Below are 16,273 nucleotides of genomic sequence, written 5' to 3'. Positions count from 1 at the left end.
GTCTCCGTCGTAGTTCGCGGTGTCATAACCAGATTGCCTTTCTCGCTCTTGCAATGGAATGGGGCGCCGATTTTAGCATTCGGCGCCCCATTCCTCGCCACCTGCACGCCGGCCAGGGCCGGCGTGGACCGACCGCTCAGTGGAACTGCTCTTCCTCGGTGGAGCCTGTCAGCGCGGTGACGCTCGACTTGCCGCCCTGGATCGCGGTGGTCACGTCGTCGAAGTAGCCGGTGCCGACTTCCTGCTGGTGCGACACGAAGGAGTAGCCGCGGTCGCGCGCTGCGAACTCGGGCTCCTGCACCTTCTCGACATAGGCCGACATTCCGCGCTTGGCATAGTCCTGCGCCAGGTCGAACATGTTGAACCACATCGAGTGGATGCCGGCCAGGGTAATGAACTGGTACTTGTAGCCCATCGCGCCCAACTCGCGCTGAAACTTGGCGATGGTGGCGTCGTCCAGGTTCTTCTTCCAGTTGAACGAGGGCGAGCAGTTGTACGCCAGCATCTTGCCCGGGTGCACCTTGTGCACCGCGTCGGCGAATTTCTTGGCGAAGGCGAGGTCGGGCGTACCGGTTTCGCACCACACCAGGTCGGCGTAGTGGGCGTAGGCGATCGCGCGCGAGATGGCCTGGTCGATGCCCTTCCTCGTCTTGTAGAAGCCTTCGGCCGTGCGTTCGCCGGTGATGAAGGCCTTGTCGTTTTCGTCGTGGTCGCTGGTCAGCAGATCGGCCGCTTCGGCATCGGTCCGCGCGATGACCAGGGTGGGCGTGCCGCAGACGTCGGCCGCCATGCGGGCCGCCACCAGCTTCTGCACCGCGTCCTGCGTCGGCACCAGCACCTTGCCGCCCATGTGGCCGCACTTCTTGACCGACGCCAGCTGGTCCTCGAAATGCACGCCCGCCGCGCCAGCCTTGATCATCGCCTTCATCAGCTCGAACGCATTAAGCACGCCGCCGAAGCCGGCTTCCGCATCGGCCACGATCGGCGCGAAATAGTCGGTGTAGCCCTTGTCGCCGGCGACGATGCCCTTGGACCACTGGATCTCGTCCGCCCGGCGGAATGTGTTGTTGATCCGCTCGACCACCGTCGGCACCGAGTCGACCGGGTAGAGCGACTGGTCGGGGTACATGCTCGCGTAGCTGTTGTTGTCGGCCGCGACCTGCCAGCCCGACAGGTAGATCGCCTTGACGCCCGCCTTGACCTGCTGCATCGCCTGGCCGCCGGTCAGGGCGCCGAGGCAATTGACGAAGGGCTCGTCGTGCACCAGATCCCACAGGCGCTCGGCGCCGCGGCGGGCGAGGGTGTACTCGATCGGGAACGATCCGCGCAACCGCACGACGTCGGCAGCCGAGTAGCCGCGCTTGATGCCCTTCCAGCGTGGGTCCTGGGCCCATTCCTTCTCCAGGGCAGCGACCTGTTGTTCGCGGCTGAGTTGTTCGGTGATCGTGTGGGGCATGTGGCACTCCTGAAGGTTGTGAAAAAGACCGGAAGCGCGTTCGGCTTCCATGGGACGAATTTAAGACTTGTAGAAGACTAATTTCAGGTCTTTTGTCTTATATAAGAATTAAATTATTCCTTTTCAAATCAATAGGATAGGAGTTGCATGCTTCCATGCGAAATAGGATTTCTTAGAGTGAAAAAATAAGCTTGTTCAAATCTCTCCGTTTTTTCTTAATGCGAAAAGCTCTTCGGTGGGTGAAATCCGACGGGATGGTGGGCGCGCCACCGATCGATACTCGGCGTGCCATGGGCAGGCGCTGGCAACGGCATGGTCTTTTGCCGGTTTGGCCGCCGGTCCTTTCTCCTCTGTCGCCAGAGACGAAAAGTTGCTTTATTCCCTTGGAACCGTGTTTTTTCTCCAGTAGCATGCGCATTGCCAGTGGGAGCGAGGTTCTTTCGCTGGTACAGAACCAACTTCCACAAGGAAAATCGATCATGGCAACTGCAAAAAAAGCGCCGGCAAAAGCACCGGCCCAGAAAACGGCTGCAGCCAAGGCTGCTCCCGCCGCGAAGAAGGCACCAGCTGCGAAGCGCACGCCCAACCCCGCGTTCATGAAGGCCCTGACGCCCAGCCCGGCGCTGGCCGCCGTTGTCGGCACCACGCCGCTGCCACGCACCGAGATCGTCAGCAAGCTGTGGGTCTACATCAAGAAGCACGACCTGCAGGACCCATCCAACAAGCGCAACATCAACGCCGACGACAAGCTGAAGGAAATCTTCGGCAAGCCGCAGGTCTCGATGTTCGAGCTGGCCGCCCTGATCGGCAAGCACGTCAGCTGAGCACCGTCCGCGGTCTCGCAGAAGCCGGCGTCCGCCGGCTTTTTTGTGGGCGGCGGATGGGCGACGACAGCGCCCGCATGGCTACCATCGGGCCATGACGGACATCTCCACCCAGCTCATCCACCATCCTTACCGGGCGCCCGACACCTTCGATGCGCCGCAGCCCGGCGTCTTCAAGGCCTCCACCGTCTTCTTTCCCGATGTCGCGGCGCTGCACGACCGCGACTGGAAGCACAAGACCGGCTACACCTACGGCCTGCACGGCACCCCCACCACCTTCCTGCTGGAAGAGCGGCTGGCGACGCTCGAAGGCGGTCTGCAGTGCCTGCTGGCGCCCAGCGGCCTGGCCGCCATCGCCACCGTTTCGCTCTCGTTGCTCAAGAGCGGCGACGAGGTCCTGCTGCCGGACAACGCCTACGGCCCCAACAAATCGCTGGCCGAAGCCGAATTGGCGGCCTACGGCATCCGCTGGACGCTGTACGACCCGATGCGTCCCGACGACCTGGCGGCCAAGCTTTCGGCCGACACCCGCCTGGTTTGGCTGGAGGCGCCCGGTTCGGTCACGATGGAATTCCCCGACCTGCCCGCGCTGGTGCGGCTCTGCCGCGCGCAGGGCGTGACCTGCGTGCTCGATAACACCTGGGGCGCTGGTCTGGCGTTCGATCCGTTCCAGCTCGACGGCGACGGCCTGGCGGTGGACGCGTCGGTCCACGCACTCACCAAGTACCCGAGCGGCGGCGGCGACGTGCTGATGGGCAGCATCGTGACCCGCGACGAGGCGCTGCACATGCGGCTGAAGATGACCCACATGCGCCTGGGCCTGGGCGTGGGCGCCAACGATGCGGAACTGCTGCTGCGCTCGCTGTCGACCGTGGCGCTGCGCTACGACGCCCACGACGCCGCCGCGCGCACCCTGGCGAACTGGTGTGCCGGCCGTCCCGAGATCGCGACGGTGCTGCACCCCGCGCTCGACGGTGCGCCGGGCCATGCCCACTGGAAGGCGCTGTGCGGTGCCCGCGACCGCGCGGCCGGCCTGTTCTCGGTGGTGTTCGACGCCCGCCATTCGCGCGCCCAAGTGCACCGCTTCTGCGACGCGCTGCGGCTGTTCCGCATCGGCTACTCCTGGGGCGGACCGATCAGCCTGGTCGTGCCCTACGACATCCGCACCATGCGCGACGCCCGCGTGTCCGACTGGCCGCACGACGGCACCCTGGTGCGTTTCTCGATCGGCCTGGAAGGCGCGAGCGACCTGCAGGCGGACCTGGAACAGGCCCTGGCTACACTGGCCGTACCGGCGTAGCGTCCCTGCGGGACGCGCGGGCTGGGCACTGCGGCTTTTCGCATACATTGAGTGCATCGCAAACCAGATGCACAGAAACGGAAGAACGAGTGGCTACACCCAACTACGGATACGAGAAACGCCAGAAGGAACTGGCCAAGAAGCGCAAGAAGGAAGACAAGCTGAAGGCCAAGGCCGAACGCAAGACCACCGACGGCCCGGACGACAACGGCCTGCAGGACGATACCCCCGAGGCCGGTGCGCCGGGCAGCGCGGGCGACGCCGCCAAGCCGGAGTGATGCGTCCGCGCCGGGCGCTCGCGGTCAGCCGACCAGCTTCCTGATTTCGTGCCAGACGTTGTCGAGCATGCGCGGATGGGCCTTGGCCAGCGGGTGGATCCGGTCGACCTGGAACATGTCCGCCGCGTCGGGACCGTCGGCCACGCCGCGCAGGAAGAAGGGCACGACGGGGCTCTTGGTGGCCGCGCCCACCTTCTCGAACACGGCCGAAAAGCGCCGCATGTAGTCGGTGCCGTAGTTCGGTGGCACCTGGATGCCGACCAGCAAGGGCTTGGCGCCTGCAGCCTGCACCGCCTTGGTCATCGCCGTCAGGTTGTCCTCGGTGTTGCCGAGGGGCAGTCCGCGCAGGGCGTCGTTGCCGCCCAGTTCCACGACGACGACATCGGGCCGGTGCTGCTTCAGCAGCGCCGGCAGGCGCGAGCGGCCGCCGGCTGTGGTGTCGCCGCTGATGCTGGCGTTGACCACCTGCACATCCAGCTTCTGTTCGGCCAGGCGCTTCTCCAGCAGCGACACCCAGCCCGCACCGCGGGCCAGGCCGTACTCGGCGCTGAGCGAATCGCCCACCACGAGCAGCTTCCGACGCGCGCCGGATGCCGTCTGCGCCGCCAGCGGTGCCGATAGCACGGCACCGGCCAAGGCCAGGGCACACGCGCTAAAGTCTCTTCGATTCACCACACAAGGCCTTTCATGTCGGATTCAGCCGCCGGGGAGCCGGCGATCATCGCGGTCGAGCATGTCTTCAAATCCGTCAGCGACTCGACCGGGTCTCTCGACATTCTGCGGGATATCGATTTCCGGCTGGCGGCGAGGGAAACCGCGGCGATCGTGGGCGCCTCGGGCTCGGGCAAGAGCACGCTGCTGTCGATCCTGGCCGGGCTGGATACGCCCAGCCGCGGCACGGTGCGGCTGGGGGGCGAGGACATCTTCGCCCTCGACGAGGACGACCGCGCCGCGCTGCGCGCCCGCAAGGTCGGCTTCGTGTTCCAGAGCTTTCAGCTGATGGCCAACCTCAGCGCGCTCGAGAACGTGATGCTGCCGTTGGAGCTGGCCGGCCGCGCCGATGCCCGCAAGGCCGCGCGCGAGATGCTGGGCCGGGTGGGCCTGGGCGAGCGGCTCGGCCACTACCCGAAGGTGCTGTCGGGCGGCGAGCAGCAGCGGGTGGCGCTGGCCCGGGCCTTCGTGGTCGAGCCGGCGGTGCTGCTGGCCGACGAGCCGACCGGCAGCCTCGACTTCGCGACCGGCGCAAAAGTGATGGAGCTGATGTTCGACCTGAACCGCGAACGCGGCACGACCCTCGTGCTGGTGACCCACGACCGGGCGATCGCGGCCCGCTGCGAACGGCGCATCACCATCGACGCCGGCCGGGTCGTCGAAGCCTGATTTCGAGAAAAAAAGGGCTGTGGCCGGCATGCGGCGCCGGCCACAGCTATCGATTCGATAGCATCCGGTCTGCGGTTCGATCTCGTGGCCCGGGCTGCCGGACGGCCGCGATAATCCCCGCATGTCCTCCCCCAAAGTGCTTTTCGGCTTCCACGCCGTCGGCGTGCGCCTGAAGACCGCGCCGAAATCCGTCCTCGAGATCTACTACGAGCCCACCCGCCGCGATGCCCGCATGCGCCAGTTCCTGGACCGGGCTCGCGAGGCCGGGGCCCGGCTGGTAGAGGCCGACGGTGCCCGGCTCTCCAAGCTGGCCGGCAGCCACGGCCACCAGGGCGTGGCCGCCCGAGTCGAGACGCTGCCGCAGGCCCATTCGCTCGACGAGCTGCTGGAGCAATTGGAAGCCTCGGGCACCGGCGAGCCCCCGCTGCTGCTGGTGCTCGACGGCGTGACCGATCCGCACAACCTCGGCGCCTGCCTGCGGGTGGCCGACGGTGCCGGCGCCCACGCGGTGATCGCGCCCAAGGACCATGCGGTGGGCATCAACGCCACAGTGGCCAAGGTCGCCAGCGGCGCGGCCGAGACGGTGCCGTACTTCATGGTGACCAACCTGGCCCGCACCCTGGGCGAGTTGAAGGAGCGCAGCATCTGGTGCATCGGCACCAGCGACGATGCGCCCAAGACGCTCTACCAGGTCGACCTGAAGGGCCCGGTGGCGCTGGTGCTGGGCGCCGAGGGCGACGGCATGCGCCAGCTGACGCGCAAGACCTGCGACGAGCTGATCAGCATTCCGATGCGCGGCGCGGTCGAGAGCCTGAACGTCTCGGTCGCCAGCGGCGTCTGCCTGTACGAAGCCGCCCGCCAGCGCCTCTGAAAAAAGGTGTGAGATAACCTATTGCGCGGCCCGATTGAGCGCCTCCGGTCCTCACCGTACTGGAGTACGGCTCCGGTCCTCGGCGCACACTCGGGTCGCTCGCTACGGTTCTTTCACACCTTTTGCGTCGCTGGGCTCTCGCCGTCCTTTTTGCCGGCATCGTTTTTCAGGAGGCGGCTTCGGCGCTGGCCTTATCGAGTTGCTCGATGGCGGCGGCGTCCAGTTGCAGGCGGGTGGCCTTCACCAGGTCCTGCAACTGCTCCAGCGAGGTGGCGCTGGCGATCGGCGCGGTGACCGCCGGCCGGGCGATCTGCCAGGCCAGGGCGACCTGGCCCGGCGTGGCCTGGTAGCGCGCGGCGACGGTGTCGAGCGCGGCCAGGATGCGCAGGCCGCGCGGGTTGAGGTATTTGTCGGTGGTGCTCTTGCCGCGCGCGCTTTTCGAGGCGTCGGCGGCGGTGCGGTACTTGCCGGTCAGGAAGCCGGCGGCCAGCGCGTAGAAGTTGATCACGCCCACGCCGCGCGTCAGGCACAGCGGCTCCAGCGCGTCCTCGAACACCTTGCGGTCGACCAGGTTGTAGAGCGGCTGCAGGCTCTCGTAGCGGGCCAGGCCGTGCCGCTCGCTGGTGTCCAGCGCCAGGGCCAGCCGGTCGGCGCTGTAGTTGGAGGCGCCGATGGCGCGCACCTTGCCTTCCTGGATCAGCTCGCCGAAGGTGCCGAGCACGTCTTCCAGCGGCACGCCGGCATCGTCGTCGTGCGACTGGTAGAGGTCGATGTAGTCGGTCTGCAGCCGCTGCAGCGATGCGTCCACCGCCTGGCGGATGTAGGCGGGGCGCAGGCCGACCTTGCCGTCGCCCATGTCCTTGCCGACCTTGGTGGCCAGCACCAGCTGCTGCCGGCGGCCGCTTTTCTTGAGCCATTGGCCGATGAGGGTCTCGGACTCGCCGCCGCGGTGGCCGGGCACCCAGCGCGAATACACGTCGGCGGTGTCGACGAAGTTCATGCCGGCGTCGAGCCAGGCGTCGAGCAGGGAGAACGCGGTGGCCGGGTCCACCGTCCAGCCGAAGACGTTGCCGCCGAAGGCGAGCGGGGAAACCTGGAGGCCGGAGCGGCCGAGGGTGCGAAGCGACATGGGAAGGGGCCTTTCGGAATGCGGTGCGGTTGCGCTGCGGTAGGCGCGGCGGGCGAACGGCCATTCTTCCCGGTTCTGCCGGTGGCTGCTGCAGCAGCGGCGGTTTCCGTATCCGGCCGGAGCCATGCTATCGAATTCATAGCTGGTGGTCGGCGCGGAGCGTCGGCTGCAACCCCTTTCCGTCTAAAAATCGACGGCGGAGACTATTCGTGGGTCTCGTGCGAGTCGGCGCTGCCCAGGCGCCAGTAGCCGGCCGCCTTGGTCCAGGCCGGCCGAGCGCCGTGCGCGCCGACCAACGCTGCCCGCAAGCGCTTGGCCATGCCGGTCTCGCAGGCGACCCAGGCGTGGAACTCGCCGGGCGGCATCGGCGTGTCGGCCAGCGCATCGTGCAGCAGGTCGGTGGTGCCGGGCGCGGCGCCCTGGCGGTGCAGCCAGCGCACCTGCAACCGCGCATTGGTCGGCAGGGCGATCTCGTCGGCCGGGCTGTCGACCTCGACCAGCACCACCGCGGGCGCGCCGGCCGGCAGCTCTTCCAGGCGGCGGGCGATGGCGGGGAGGGCGGTGTCGTCGCCGACCAGCAGATAGCCGTCGAAGGCCATCGGCACCACCATCGAGCCGCGCGGACCGCCCACGCCCAGCACGTCGCCGGGCTTGGCCTGCTCGGCCCAGCGGGTGGCGGGGCCGGCCTCGTGCAGGGCGAAGTCGATGGTCAGCGTGCCGGCCTGCGGGTCGTAGCGGCGCGGGGTGTAGTCGCGCATCGCGGGCTTCTGTCCGTCGGGCCAGCGGATGCCCTCGGGCGTCATGGTGGGGGCGACCACCGTGCCGGTGGCCGGGTCGGGGAACACCAGCTTCACATGGTCGTCGAAGCCGGCGCTGACGAAGCCCACCAGGTCTTGGCCCTCGAGGACGACGCGCCGGAGATGCGGCGTGAGCGCCTCCACGCTGCGGACGGTGAGGCGGCGGAACCGCAGTTCGTGGCGGACCCGGTAGGGCGCGCGTGGATCGGCGGGCGCGGCGGCAGTGGTTGCGGAAGGCGTGGTGGTGTCGGCAGGGGAGGTCATTCGATTCTTTCCAGTCGTTGGGAGGCGTCGTCGAGGACGGCGGCGATGGCGTGGGCCTGGGCGTCGGTGAGCGGCGTGCGCGCCAGCCGCATGCGCAGGGCGAGCTTGAGGTTCTCGATGGCGCGCACCACCGGCGGCGGCCGCAGCCCGTGGCCACCGGCGCCGGGGGTGTCCATCCGCGCGAAGAGTGCGTCCACGTCCTGCCGGTGGGCGGCCAGGTGTGCGTGGCCGGCGGGCGTCGCGCAGAAGCTGCGGCGGGTGCCGGTGCCGGCGGCCTCGGCGGCGATCAGGCCCAGTTCCTCCAGCAGGGTGAGGGTGGGGTAGACCACGCCCGGGCTGGGGCTGTAGCGGCCGGCCAGCCGGTCCTCGATCGCCTTGATCAGCTCGTAGCCGTGGCACGGCTTGTCGGCGATCAGCTGCAGGATCACCAGCCGCAGGCCGCCGTGGCCGAACACCCGGCCGCCGCCGCGGCCTTGCAATCGGCCGATGTCGTCGTTGGTTTCTTTCATACCTCTATCGTACTAAAACGATATATCTATTTTGTTCGAAAGGATATTTCGATAGCCATACCGCCGCCGTTCGATGCCCGTTCGTTCTCCGCTCGTCAGCTGCGGGCGGCCAACAGGACCGGCGGTGCGGAATGTCACGGAAACGACTTGTGACATTTCTACGATCCGCCACCGCCGGCGGTCCCGTCGGCGTCCTCGACCGATGCAGGGGTTTTTTGCCTGCACCGGTGCATCCACCCCTCGACCACGACGAAAGCCTTTCCATGACGCGCTTCCCCCGCCGCGCACCCCACCTGTTCCTGCTCGGAGGCGTCCTGGCGCTGTCGGCCTGCGGCAGCAGCGACAGCGGCGACACCTCCGGCAAATGGACCGCCGGCGACCTGCATGTGCACACCACCCAGTCGGACGACTCCCGCACCACGCAGACGCTGGACTTCGTGCTGGGCAAGGCCTTCGCCACCTACAAGCTCGACTGGATGGCGATCACCAACCACCTGCGCTCTTCGAAGTACGACAACGACGGCAAGCTGCTCGCCGCGCCGGTGCCCTTCGCCTACGGAATGGAGTCGTACGAGATGCCGCGCGTCAAGGCGCTGCAGGCGAACGGCACCTATGCCGACAAGCTGATCTTCTCCGGCTTCGAATGGGACACCCCGACGCACGACCACATCGGCGTGGCGCTGTTCGAAGGCCCCGAGAACGCACTCTCCACCTCGGCCGGCGGAACCAAGGAATTCCAGTACGCCTTCACCACGCTGGCCGAGTCGGCGTTCCCCGCGGCCGATGCGGCGCGCTTCAAGGCGAAGTATCCGCAGCGCTTCAACACCACCGCCTCCGACGCGCTGCAGGCCATCGCGTGGCTCAAGACGAACTACCCCACGACCAGCTTCGCGACGATCAACCACCCGTCGCGCAACCCCGGCAAGTACACGGTGCAGGATTTCCGCCAGATGAACGACCTGGCGCCCGACGTGATGTTCATGATCGAAGGCATGGTCGGCAACCAGATGGAGCCCGACCGGGGCGGCTACACCTCGGCCTACACCGCGGCCAATGCGCCCAACCGCACCTATGGCGGCACCGACTGGGTGGTGGCGCAGGTCGGCGGCGTCTGGGACGCCCTGCTGGGCGAGGGCCGCCGCATCTGGAACATCGCCGATTCCGACTCGCACTTCGAGATCGACGCGGCCAGCAACAGCAGCGGCTACTACCCCGGCGAGTACTCGAAGAACCACGTCTGGCAGGAGAGCGGCGCCACCGGCGTCGCGGGCCTGAAGAAGAGCCTGCGCGACGGCCGCATGTTCGGCGTGTTCGGCGACCTGATCGACGCGCTCGACTTCCGGGTGAGCGGATCGACCGGCAGCGGTGCGATGGGCCAGGAGATCAAGGTGCCGGCGGGCGAGCGGGTCAACGTCACCATCCGCTTCAAGAGCCCCGCGATCAACAACTACCAGAAGCCGGTCGACAGCGGGACGATCGGCAACATGAAGCCGGTGGTCGACCATGTCGACCTGATCGTCGGCGACGTGACGGGCAAGGCCCAGCCGGGCACGGCGGCCTACGCGGTGGCCACCAACAGCTCGACCCGCGTCGTGCGCCGTTTCACCGCCGCCGACTGGAAGGCCGACGGCGACGGCTACTTCACGGTCACCGCGTCGGTCGAGGTGCAGAAGAGCCAGTACTTCCGGCTGCGCGGCACCAATCTGGGCACCGACGTGCCGGGCCTCACCGCCAACGGCGAGCCGCTGGCCGACCGGCAGATCTCGGGGGCCGACAACACCGCACGGGTCAACGCGATCAACGAGCGCAACTACGCAAGCCTCTGGTTCTATTCGAACCCGGTGTTCGTCGGCGTCGGTTCCTGAGGCGGACGGCAGGCGTGCCGCGCCCGCTTCAGGGTTCGGCGCAGACGAAGCTGGCGGCGTCTTCCGTGCTGCCGGTGCCGCTGTAGCGGGCATAGCGCGGGTAGGCGCACAGCGGACGGCTCCGGCCTGAGAAGGCGCTCGAGCTGCTGGCCGCGGTGGCGACGACGCGGTCGGGGGCGATTCCCTTTTCCACCCAGTCGACCATCGCCTGGACCGCGTCGAAGCTGTCGGTGGCCGGCCCGCCCGAGCAATGGTTCATGCCCGGCACCAGCAGCGTGCGGGCGAACGACTCGGTCGCGGCCCGGCCGCCGTTGCGGGCGGTGAGCCGCTCGTAGTACGCCACCGTGTCCTGCGCCGAGAAGATCGGATCGGCCATGCCGTGGATGAACAGCAGCTTGCCGCCGCGCTGGCGGTAGGCGGCCAGCGTGGTGTCGGCATACGTGTCGTAGATGGCCGAGAAGGCCGCCATGCGCGAGGGATCGGTGTCGAAGTCGAACTTCAGGAAGTCGAACGTCGGATCCGGCGGGGTGAAGAACTCGCGCGCCAGTGCGTCGGCCATCAGCGTGTTGTAGCGGGAGTTGGGCGTGGCGGTGGTCGACGTGCCCAGCGTCCAGTTGCGCCAGTCGGGGCCGGCGATGCCGGGATCCCACGGCTGGCCCGTGTACAGCGCCTGCCCGGCCGAGGTGCGCGGCCCGCCGAAAACGTCCCTGAGGGCACCGACCTGCGCGGCCGACAGGCAGGTCGCCGTCTTGCTGCCGGAGCACTGCAGCACGGCCGGGTCGAATCGGCAGGCGCGGGTGTTCTGCACCATGCCGTCGCGCAGGCCGTCGGCCGCGTCGCAGGACGCGTTGACCGCGTCGGCGGCGAGTTGAAGGTCCGTGTTGCTGAACGCCTGCGACAGGACCGGCCGGCCGCTTGCGTCCTTGGGTGCGATGGTGGTGAACGCACGGTTGTTCCAGGCCGCCGCGATGGTCGCGCCGCTGGAGACGCGCATCGCCGGCGCGCCGGCGGTGATGCCGTCGAAATACTCGGGAAAGCGCTGCGAGAACATCATGCCCTGGCGCCCGCCGCCGGAACAGCCCGAGAAATACGAATGGTCGGGCGCTCGGCCGTAGCGGGTGCGGATCAGGGCCTTGGCATTGACGGCGGTCTTGTCGTGGGCGTTGTAGGCATGGTCGATGCGGGCCTGCGGATCGAGCGCGAACTCGGCGCTCGTCCCGCTGTGGCCCGCGTCGGTCGAAACCACCGCGTAGCCCTGCCCTAGCGGCGAGGGCGTGCCGCCCGAGATCGAGGAACTGAGCGAGGTGGACCGCAGGATGCCGTCGTTGCCGCCGCCGCCCAGGTAGAGGAAGCGGCCGTTCCAGCTGTCGGGCAGGCTCAGCTCGAAGCCGATGGCATAGGGTTTGCCGTCGATCCCGGTGCGCGGATCGGTCGCGCCGCGCACCACGCAGTGTCCGGGCAGGAATGCACCCGTGGCGGCCCCGCCGGGCCGCTGGGTACCGGCCGGAACGTAGGTGGTGGTGAGCGTGGTGGCGGCCAGGGTATGGGTGGACGGCAGCGCGGTGCAGGCCGCCTGCGCGGTCAGGGTGTCGGCCGGCAAGGGCGGGTTGCCGAGGCTGCTGCCGCCGCAGGCGGCCAGCAGCAGCGGCAGGGCGGCGACCGCCGGAAGGCAGGTTCGCGGGCCCGCCTGGTCGTGCGGGGCACCGGCGGGTGAAGGCTGTCCGCGCCATGCGCGGATGTTCCGGGAAGAGGCGTGCATCTCGGTCTCCTGTTGTCGTGGTGTTGGCAGAAGGCGGCCCTTGGGGGGTGCTGCGTGCCGGCGGGGCCGCCTGCGGCACGCAGCGCGATCAATCGGCCTTGAAGCCGGTGGCGGCGACCGCCTTGCCCCAGGTGACCGTGTCGTCCGCGATGGCGCGGGCGAATTCCTCGCGACTGGTGCCGGTGGCGCGAAAGCCCGCGTCCTGCATCTTCTGCCGGCCCTCGGGCGACTGCACCGCCCGCACGATGTCGGCGTTGAGCCGGGCGACGATGTCGGGCGGCGTCCGGGCCGGCGCCACGATGCCGAACCACGAGGTGAATTCCAGGTTGGCGAAGCCCTGCTCCTTGATCGTGGGCACGTCGGGCAGCGACGGCGTGCGGGTGCCGCCGGTGCTGCCGAGCGCCACCAGCTTGCCCGACCGGACGTTGGGCGCGGCCAGGCCGACGGTGGCGAACACGCCCGCCACGTCGCCGCTGTAGAGGCCGCCCAGCGCGTCGGCGGTGGTCTTGTAGTGGACCGGCTCGGGCTTCTGGCCGATCGCGTCGCCGAACATGTAGGCGCCGAAATGCCCCGGCGTGCCCGCGCCGAATGTGGCCATGAACAGGCCCTTCTGCTGCCTGCTCCAGTCGACGAACTCCCGCACGTTCTTCGCAGGCACCTTCTGCGGGTTGACCAGCAGCACGAAGTCGGCGGTCACCACCTGGCTGACCGGGACGAAATCCTTCTGCGGGTCGTAGGGCAGGCGGCTGTAGGTGCTGGGGGCGATGCTCATCTGTCCGGTCTCGGCCAGCATCAGGGTGTAGCCGTCGGGCGCGGCGCGCGCTGCCTCGCCGGCGGCGATCAGACCGCCGGCGCCGGGCTTGTTGTCGACGATGACGCCCAGGTTGCCCCAGCCCTCCGACAGCTTCTGCGCCAGCAGCCGGGCCACGATGTCGGGCCCGGTGCCGGCCGGAAAGCCGACGATGATGCGCACCGGCTTGTTCGGGTAGGCGGCCGTCTGCGCCGCTGCGGGTAGCACGGCGCAGGCCGCCAGCGCCGCGGCGGCGATGGCCCAGCGGCGGCGCGGGAGGCCGGGGGTCGTGGTTGTGGTCATGCGATGTCTCCTGTCTTTGTAGTGGTGGTCGTCTGCGAAGGAAATGCCGTGGTGGAGCCGCGGAGCTGTGCGTCAGCGCACGGTGAAGAAACGCATCTCCACCCGGTCGGGGTGGCGCGCGCCGGTGCCGACGAACACCCGCTCGTTGATCCAGCCCAGTGCCCGGGAGGCGGTCTCGAAGCGCGGCGTGCAGCGGAAGTACACCTGCGCCGGGTCCACCGGCTCGCCGCGCACCAGCCGCGCCATGACGTCCGGCGGTGCGCAGCGCACCGCGTGGTTCTGCACGAACACGAGGTCGCCGGCGTCGGTCTCGAGCGTGTAGCGGGCATCGAGATCGGCCAGGCTGTCGTGCAGCAGCAGTTGGTAATCGGTGCCGCCCGGCAGCACCCGGGCCGTCCAGCCCTGGCCGGTGGCGTGGCCGCCGGTGATCGGGATCAGCCGGCGGCGGCCGCGCGGCGTGGTGCCGATCTCCTGGGCGGGGCCGACGTGCACGCTCAGCGTGGCGAAGGGTTCGAGCATGGGGGTGGCCAGGCCCGCGAAGGGCGTAGCGAGGGTGTCGGAATCGGGCATGCGCTAGCGTAAATCCCGGTTCCGGCCGCCGCTGTCATCCGGGAAGATGACACGCATGACCTTTTCCACCGCCTGCCGCCGCCTGCCATGAGGAGCTGGCGACCCGCCCTGGCCACCGACCGTGCGCCGCAGATGCTGGCCGGGCTGATCGGCCATGTCGGCGAGCCGGCGTTCGGTCAGTCGATGCTGGACGACGTGCAGGAGTTGTTGCCGGCGGCGTCGTGGTCGGTCTACCGCGCCGGCCGCACCGCGGCGCCGGCGCTCTACCTGTCGGCCAGCCGCGGCGTGGCCGACACCACCCGCGACTGCTGGCGCGCCTACCTGAGCGGCCCGCACCGCCACGACCGCATCCTGCAGCGCATGGAGCAGGCGGCCCCGGGTGCGCCGCAGCTCTGCCACATCACCGCAGACGAAGTGCCGCGCGAGCACCGTGCCAAGGTCTACGAGGCCCACGGCATGGCCGAGCGGGTGTCGGTGCTGGAGCGGCAGGCCGGGGGCGCGGTGTTCGCCATCAACTTCTACCGCCACCGGCACCAGCGGCCGTTCACCGACGCTGCGCTGGACGCCTTCGGCCTGCTGGCCCCGGTGCTGCTCGCGCTGGTGCGCAAGCACATCGCGCTCGGTTCGGCGCAGCCGCAGCCCAGCTCGCCGTCGGCGCCGGGGGAGATGCCCGATGCGCGGGCCGGCTTCGACCTGCGTCTGCAGCGGCTCTGCCCGGCGCTGACCGAGCGCGAGCGGGCCGTCTGCGGACGCATGCTGCAGGGCATGACGCTGGAAGGCATCGCCGCGGACCTGGGCCTGGCGCTGCCCACGGTCAAGACCTACCGCGGCCGCGCCTTCGACCGCCTGGGCATCCATTTCCGCAACGAGCTGTTCGCCCGGGTGCTGGCCGCCTGAGCGGCCTGCTCCAGAACGGCCTGGCGGTGGTAGGTGGCGCCTGCCGCCCGGCGCTTCCGGCTAGATCCAGCCCATCGCGCCCAGCAGGGCGCCGGCGCCCAGCACCCACAGCAGGTGCAGCCGGGTGCGCCACACCACCAGCGCCGCGGCGATGGCGGTCGCCCAGACCGCCCACGGCGCGCTGGTGGCCGAGCCGCCGCTCACCAGCACCCAGCCGGTCGCCATCAGCAGCCCGACCACCACAGGGCCCATGCCCTGCTTGAATGCCCGCACCGCGCGGCGGTGCCGGTTGTGCTGCAGCCAGCGCGCGGCCGAATAGGTGAGCACCCCGCTCGGCAGCAGGATGCCGACCATCGTGATCAGCACGCCGGCGGCGCCCAATGCCCACGCCCGCGGGCCCGCGGCCATGCCGCCGGCCGAATTGATGCCAACGTTCCACCCGAGCAGCGCGACGAAGAGCACGTTGGGCCCCGGCGCCGCCTGCGCGATCGCGATCGACGCGCTGAACTGCGGGTCGGTCAGCCACGCCTGCTTGTCCACCAGGTAGCGGTGCATGTCGGGCACGGTGCCGATCGCGCCGCTGACCGACACCAGCGAAAGCGCCATGAACTGCACGAACAGCGCCAGCCAGTCCGCCGTGCTCAGGGTGCCGCCCATCATGGCCGCAGCTTTCGCCAGGTCAGCACGCACGACAGCCCGCCCACGCCTAGCAGCACCGCCGGCAGCGGCCAGCGCAGCAGGGCGATCATCGCGAAGCATGCGCCGCCGAACACGGCGCAGAGCGGGACGCCCAGCGGATGCTGGCGCAGCGCCGGCACCAGCTTCAGGCCGGTGGCCAGGATCAGGCCCGCGGCCACCGCGGCCATGCCGCGCAGGGCGCCGGCCACCGCCGGCTGGTCCTGGTAGTGGGTGTAGAACACCGCCAGCGTGAGCACCACGCACATCGGCACGGTGATCAGCCCGAGCAGCGCGACGACCGCGCCGCGCCAGCCGAAGAACCGGTCGCCCAGGATCAGGCCCAGGTTGACCACGTTGGGGCCGGGCATGATCTGCGCGACCGCCCATTCCTCCAGGAACTCGGCCCGCCCCATCCAGCGGCGGCGCTCGACCAGCTCCCTCTGCACCACCACCAGCACGCCGCCGAAGCCCTGCAGCGCAAGCAGGGTGAACGCGACGAACAGGGCGGAGAGCGAATCGGGCCCGGGCAGCAGGCCGGGTTCTTCGGCCGGGGGCGGGGTCGGCACCCGGGCGGTGGAGGGGGACGGCAGGGCGGGCATGGAC

The 16,273-nt window shown here is 69.2% G+C and carries 18 protein-coding genes; 7 read left to right on the top strand and 11 right to left on the bottom strand.

The window, feature by feature from the left end:
• Positions 1-136: 136 nt before the first annotated feature.
• Both aceA and ASE76_RS20545 read right to left on the bottom strand, forming a co-directional pair.
• On the bottom strand, positions 137-1,456 hold the full coding sequence (gene aceA, locus ASE76_RS10420; RefSeq protein ID WP_055838680.1) for an isocitrate lyase: 1,320 nt from the start codon (positions 1,454-1,456) through the stop codon (positions 137-139).
• Positions 1,457-1,628: 172 nt separating this feature from the next.
• Positions 1,629-2,036 carry a hypothetical protein gene (locus ASE76_RS20545; protein WP_168389236.1) on the bottom strand — a complete coding sequence of 136 codons (408 nt, stop codon included), beginning with the start codon at positions 2,034-2,036 and terminating at the stop codon, positions 1,629-1,631.
• On the opposite strand from ASE76_RS20545, the gene ASE76_RS10415 reads away from it, so the two are divergent.
• The 3 genes from ASE76_RS10415 (at position 1,936) to ASE76_RS10405 (ending at position 3,858) form a co-directional block, all read left to right on the top strand.
• Positions 1,936-2,280, top strand: coding sequence for an SWIB/MDM2 domain-containing protein (locus ASE76_RS10415; protein ID WP_055838677.1), 345 nt, complete (start codon positions 1,936-1,938; stop codon positions 2,278-2,280). The genes ASE76_RS20545 and ASE76_RS10415 overlap by 101 nt on opposite strands.
• Positions 2,281-2,374: 94 nt before the next feature.
• On the top strand, positions 2,375-3,580 hold the full coding sequence (locus ASE76_RS10410; RefSeq protein ID WP_055838674.1) for a PLP-dependent transferase: 1,206 nt from the start codon (positions 2,375-2,377) through the stop codon (positions 3,578-3,580).
• 89 nt (positions 3,581-3,669) lie between these two features.
• On the top strand, positions 3,670-3,858 hold the full coding sequence (locus ASE76_RS10405; protein WP_055838671.1) for a hypothetical protein: 189 nt from the start codon (positions 3,670-3,672) through the stop codon (positions 3,856-3,858).
• A gap of 24 nt (positions 3,859-3,882) precedes the next feature.
• On the opposite strand, the gene ASE76_RS10400 is transcribed toward ASE76_RS10405, so the two are convergent.
• Positions 3,883-4,482 carry an arylesterase gene (locus ASE76_RS10400; protein ID WP_055839295.1) on the bottom strand — a complete coding sequence of 200 codons (600 nt, stop codon included), beginning with the start codon at positions 4,480-4,482 and terminating at the stop codon, positions 3,883-3,885.
• A gap of 63 nt (positions 4,483-4,545) precedes the next feature.
• Here ASE76_RS10400 and ASE76_RS10395 point away from each other — a divergent pair, with 63 nt between their 5' ends.
• Together ASE76_RS10395 and rlmB are read left to right on the top strand one after the other, a co-directional pair.
• A complete protein-coding gene (locus ASE76_RS10395; protein ID WP_055838669.1) occupies positions 4,546-5,238 on the top strand; it encodes an ABC transporter ATP-binding protein in 693 nt (230 codons plus the stop codon).
• Between the two features lie 121 nt (positions 5,239-5,359).
• On the top strand, positions 5,360-6,109 hold the full coding sequence (gene rlmB, locus ASE76_RS10390) for a 23S rRNA (guanosine(2251)-2'-O)-methyltransferase RlmB (protein ID WP_055838666.1): 750 nt from the start codon (positions 5,360-5,362) through the stop codon (positions 6,107-6,109).
• A 166-nt stretch (positions 6,110-6,275) separates the two neighbouring features.
• Here rlmB and ASE76_RS10385 read toward each other — a convergent pair whose 3' ends face one another.
• The 3 genes from ASE76_RS10385 to ASE76_RS10375 all read right to left on the bottom strand — a co-directional run bounded on the left by ASE76_RS10385 (position 6,276) and on the right by ASE76_RS10375 (position 8,808).
• Positions 6,276-7,238, bottom strand: coding sequence for an aldo/keto reductase (locus ASE76_RS10385; RefSeq protein WP_055838663.1), 963 nt, complete (start codon positions 7,236-7,238; stop codon positions 6,276-6,278).
• A gap of 203 nt (positions 7,239-7,441) precedes the next feature.
• Positions 7,442-8,299 (bottom strand): siderophore-interacting protein, encoded by an 858-nt coding sequence (locus tag ASE76_RS10380; protein WP_055838660.1) that lies wholly within the window; start codon positions 8,297-8,299, stop codon positions 7,442-7,444.
• Complete coding sequence (locus ASE76_RS10375) at positions 8,296-8,808, bottom strand: PadR family transcriptional regulator (RefSeq protein WP_055838655.1); 513 nt, start codon at positions 8,806-8,808, stop codon at positions 8,296-8,298. The genes ASE76_RS10380 and ASE76_RS10375 overlap by 4 nt, the downstream gene beginning before the upstream one ends.
• A 263-nt stretch (positions 8,809-9,071) precedes the next feature.
• On the opposite strand from ASE76_RS10375, the gene ASE76_RS10370 reads away from it, so the two are divergent.
• Positions 9,072-10,673, top strand: coding sequence for an S-layer protein (locus ASE76_RS10370; RefSeq protein WP_082448301.1), 1,602 nt, complete (start codon positions 9,072-9,074; stop codon positions 10,671-10,673).
• Between the two features lie 28 nt (positions 10,674-10,701).
• On the opposite strand, the gene ASE76_RS10365 is transcribed toward ASE76_RS10370, so the two are convergent.
• From ASE76_RS10365 to ASE76_RS10355, 3 genes are all read right to left on the bottom strand, one after another.
• Entirely contained in the window at positions 10,702-12,432 is a 1,731-nt protein-coding gene (locus ASE76_RS10365) for a DUF6351 family protein (RefSeq protein ID WP_082448299.1), read from the bottom strand.
• Between the two features lie 88 nt (positions 12,433-12,520).
• Complete coding sequence (locus ASE76_RS10360; protein ID WP_055838652.1) at positions 12,521-13,525, bottom strand: tripartite tricarboxylate transporter substrate binding protein; 1,005 nt, start codon at positions 13,523-13,525, stop codon at positions 12,521-12,523.
• A 72-nt stretch (positions 13,526-13,597) separates the two neighbouring features.
• A complete protein-coding gene (locus ASE76_RS10355; protein WP_082448297.1) occupies positions 13,598-14,095 on the bottom strand; it encodes a DUF3237 domain-containing protein in 498 nt (165 codons plus the stop codon).
• Between the two features lie 87 nt (positions 14,096-14,182).
• Between ASE76_RS10355 and ASE76_RS10350 the strand changes: the two genes are divergently transcribed.
• Positions 14,183-14,992 (top strand): helix-turn-helix transcriptional regulator, encoded by an 810-nt coding sequence (locus ASE76_RS10350; RefSeq protein ID WP_156362648.1) that lies wholly within the window; start codon positions 14,183-14,185, stop codon positions 14,990-14,992.
• A gap of 60 nt (positions 14,993-15,052) precedes the next feature.
• Here the strand turns inward: ASE76_RS10350 and ASE76_RS10345 are convergent, their stop codons facing one another.
• Together ASE76_RS10345 and ASE76_RS10340 are read right to left on the bottom strand one after the other, a co-directional pair.
• A complete protein-coding gene (locus ASE76_RS10345) occupies positions 15,053-15,652 on the bottom strand; it encodes a chromate transporter (protein WP_236698399.1) in 600 nt (199 codons plus the stop codon).
• Positions 15,649-16,269: a chromate transporter gene (locus ASE76_RS10340; RefSeq protein WP_055838646.1), complete on the bottom strand. Its 621-nt coding sequence runs from the start codon at positions 16,267-16,269 to the stop codon at positions 15,649-15,651. Before ASE76_RS10340 ends, ASE76_RS10345 begins: the two co-directional genes overlap by 4 nt.
• Positions 16,270-16,273: the final 4 nt, after the last annotated feature.

The organism is Xylophilus sp. Leaf220, assembly GCF_001421705.1.
Taxonomy (GTDB): Bacteria; Pseudomonadota; Gammaproteobacteria; order Burkholderiales; family Burkholderiaceae_C; genus Xylophilus.
Note: the sequence above shows the minus strand (reverse complement) of the source record. Positions and strands in the feature narration are given on the sequence as shown.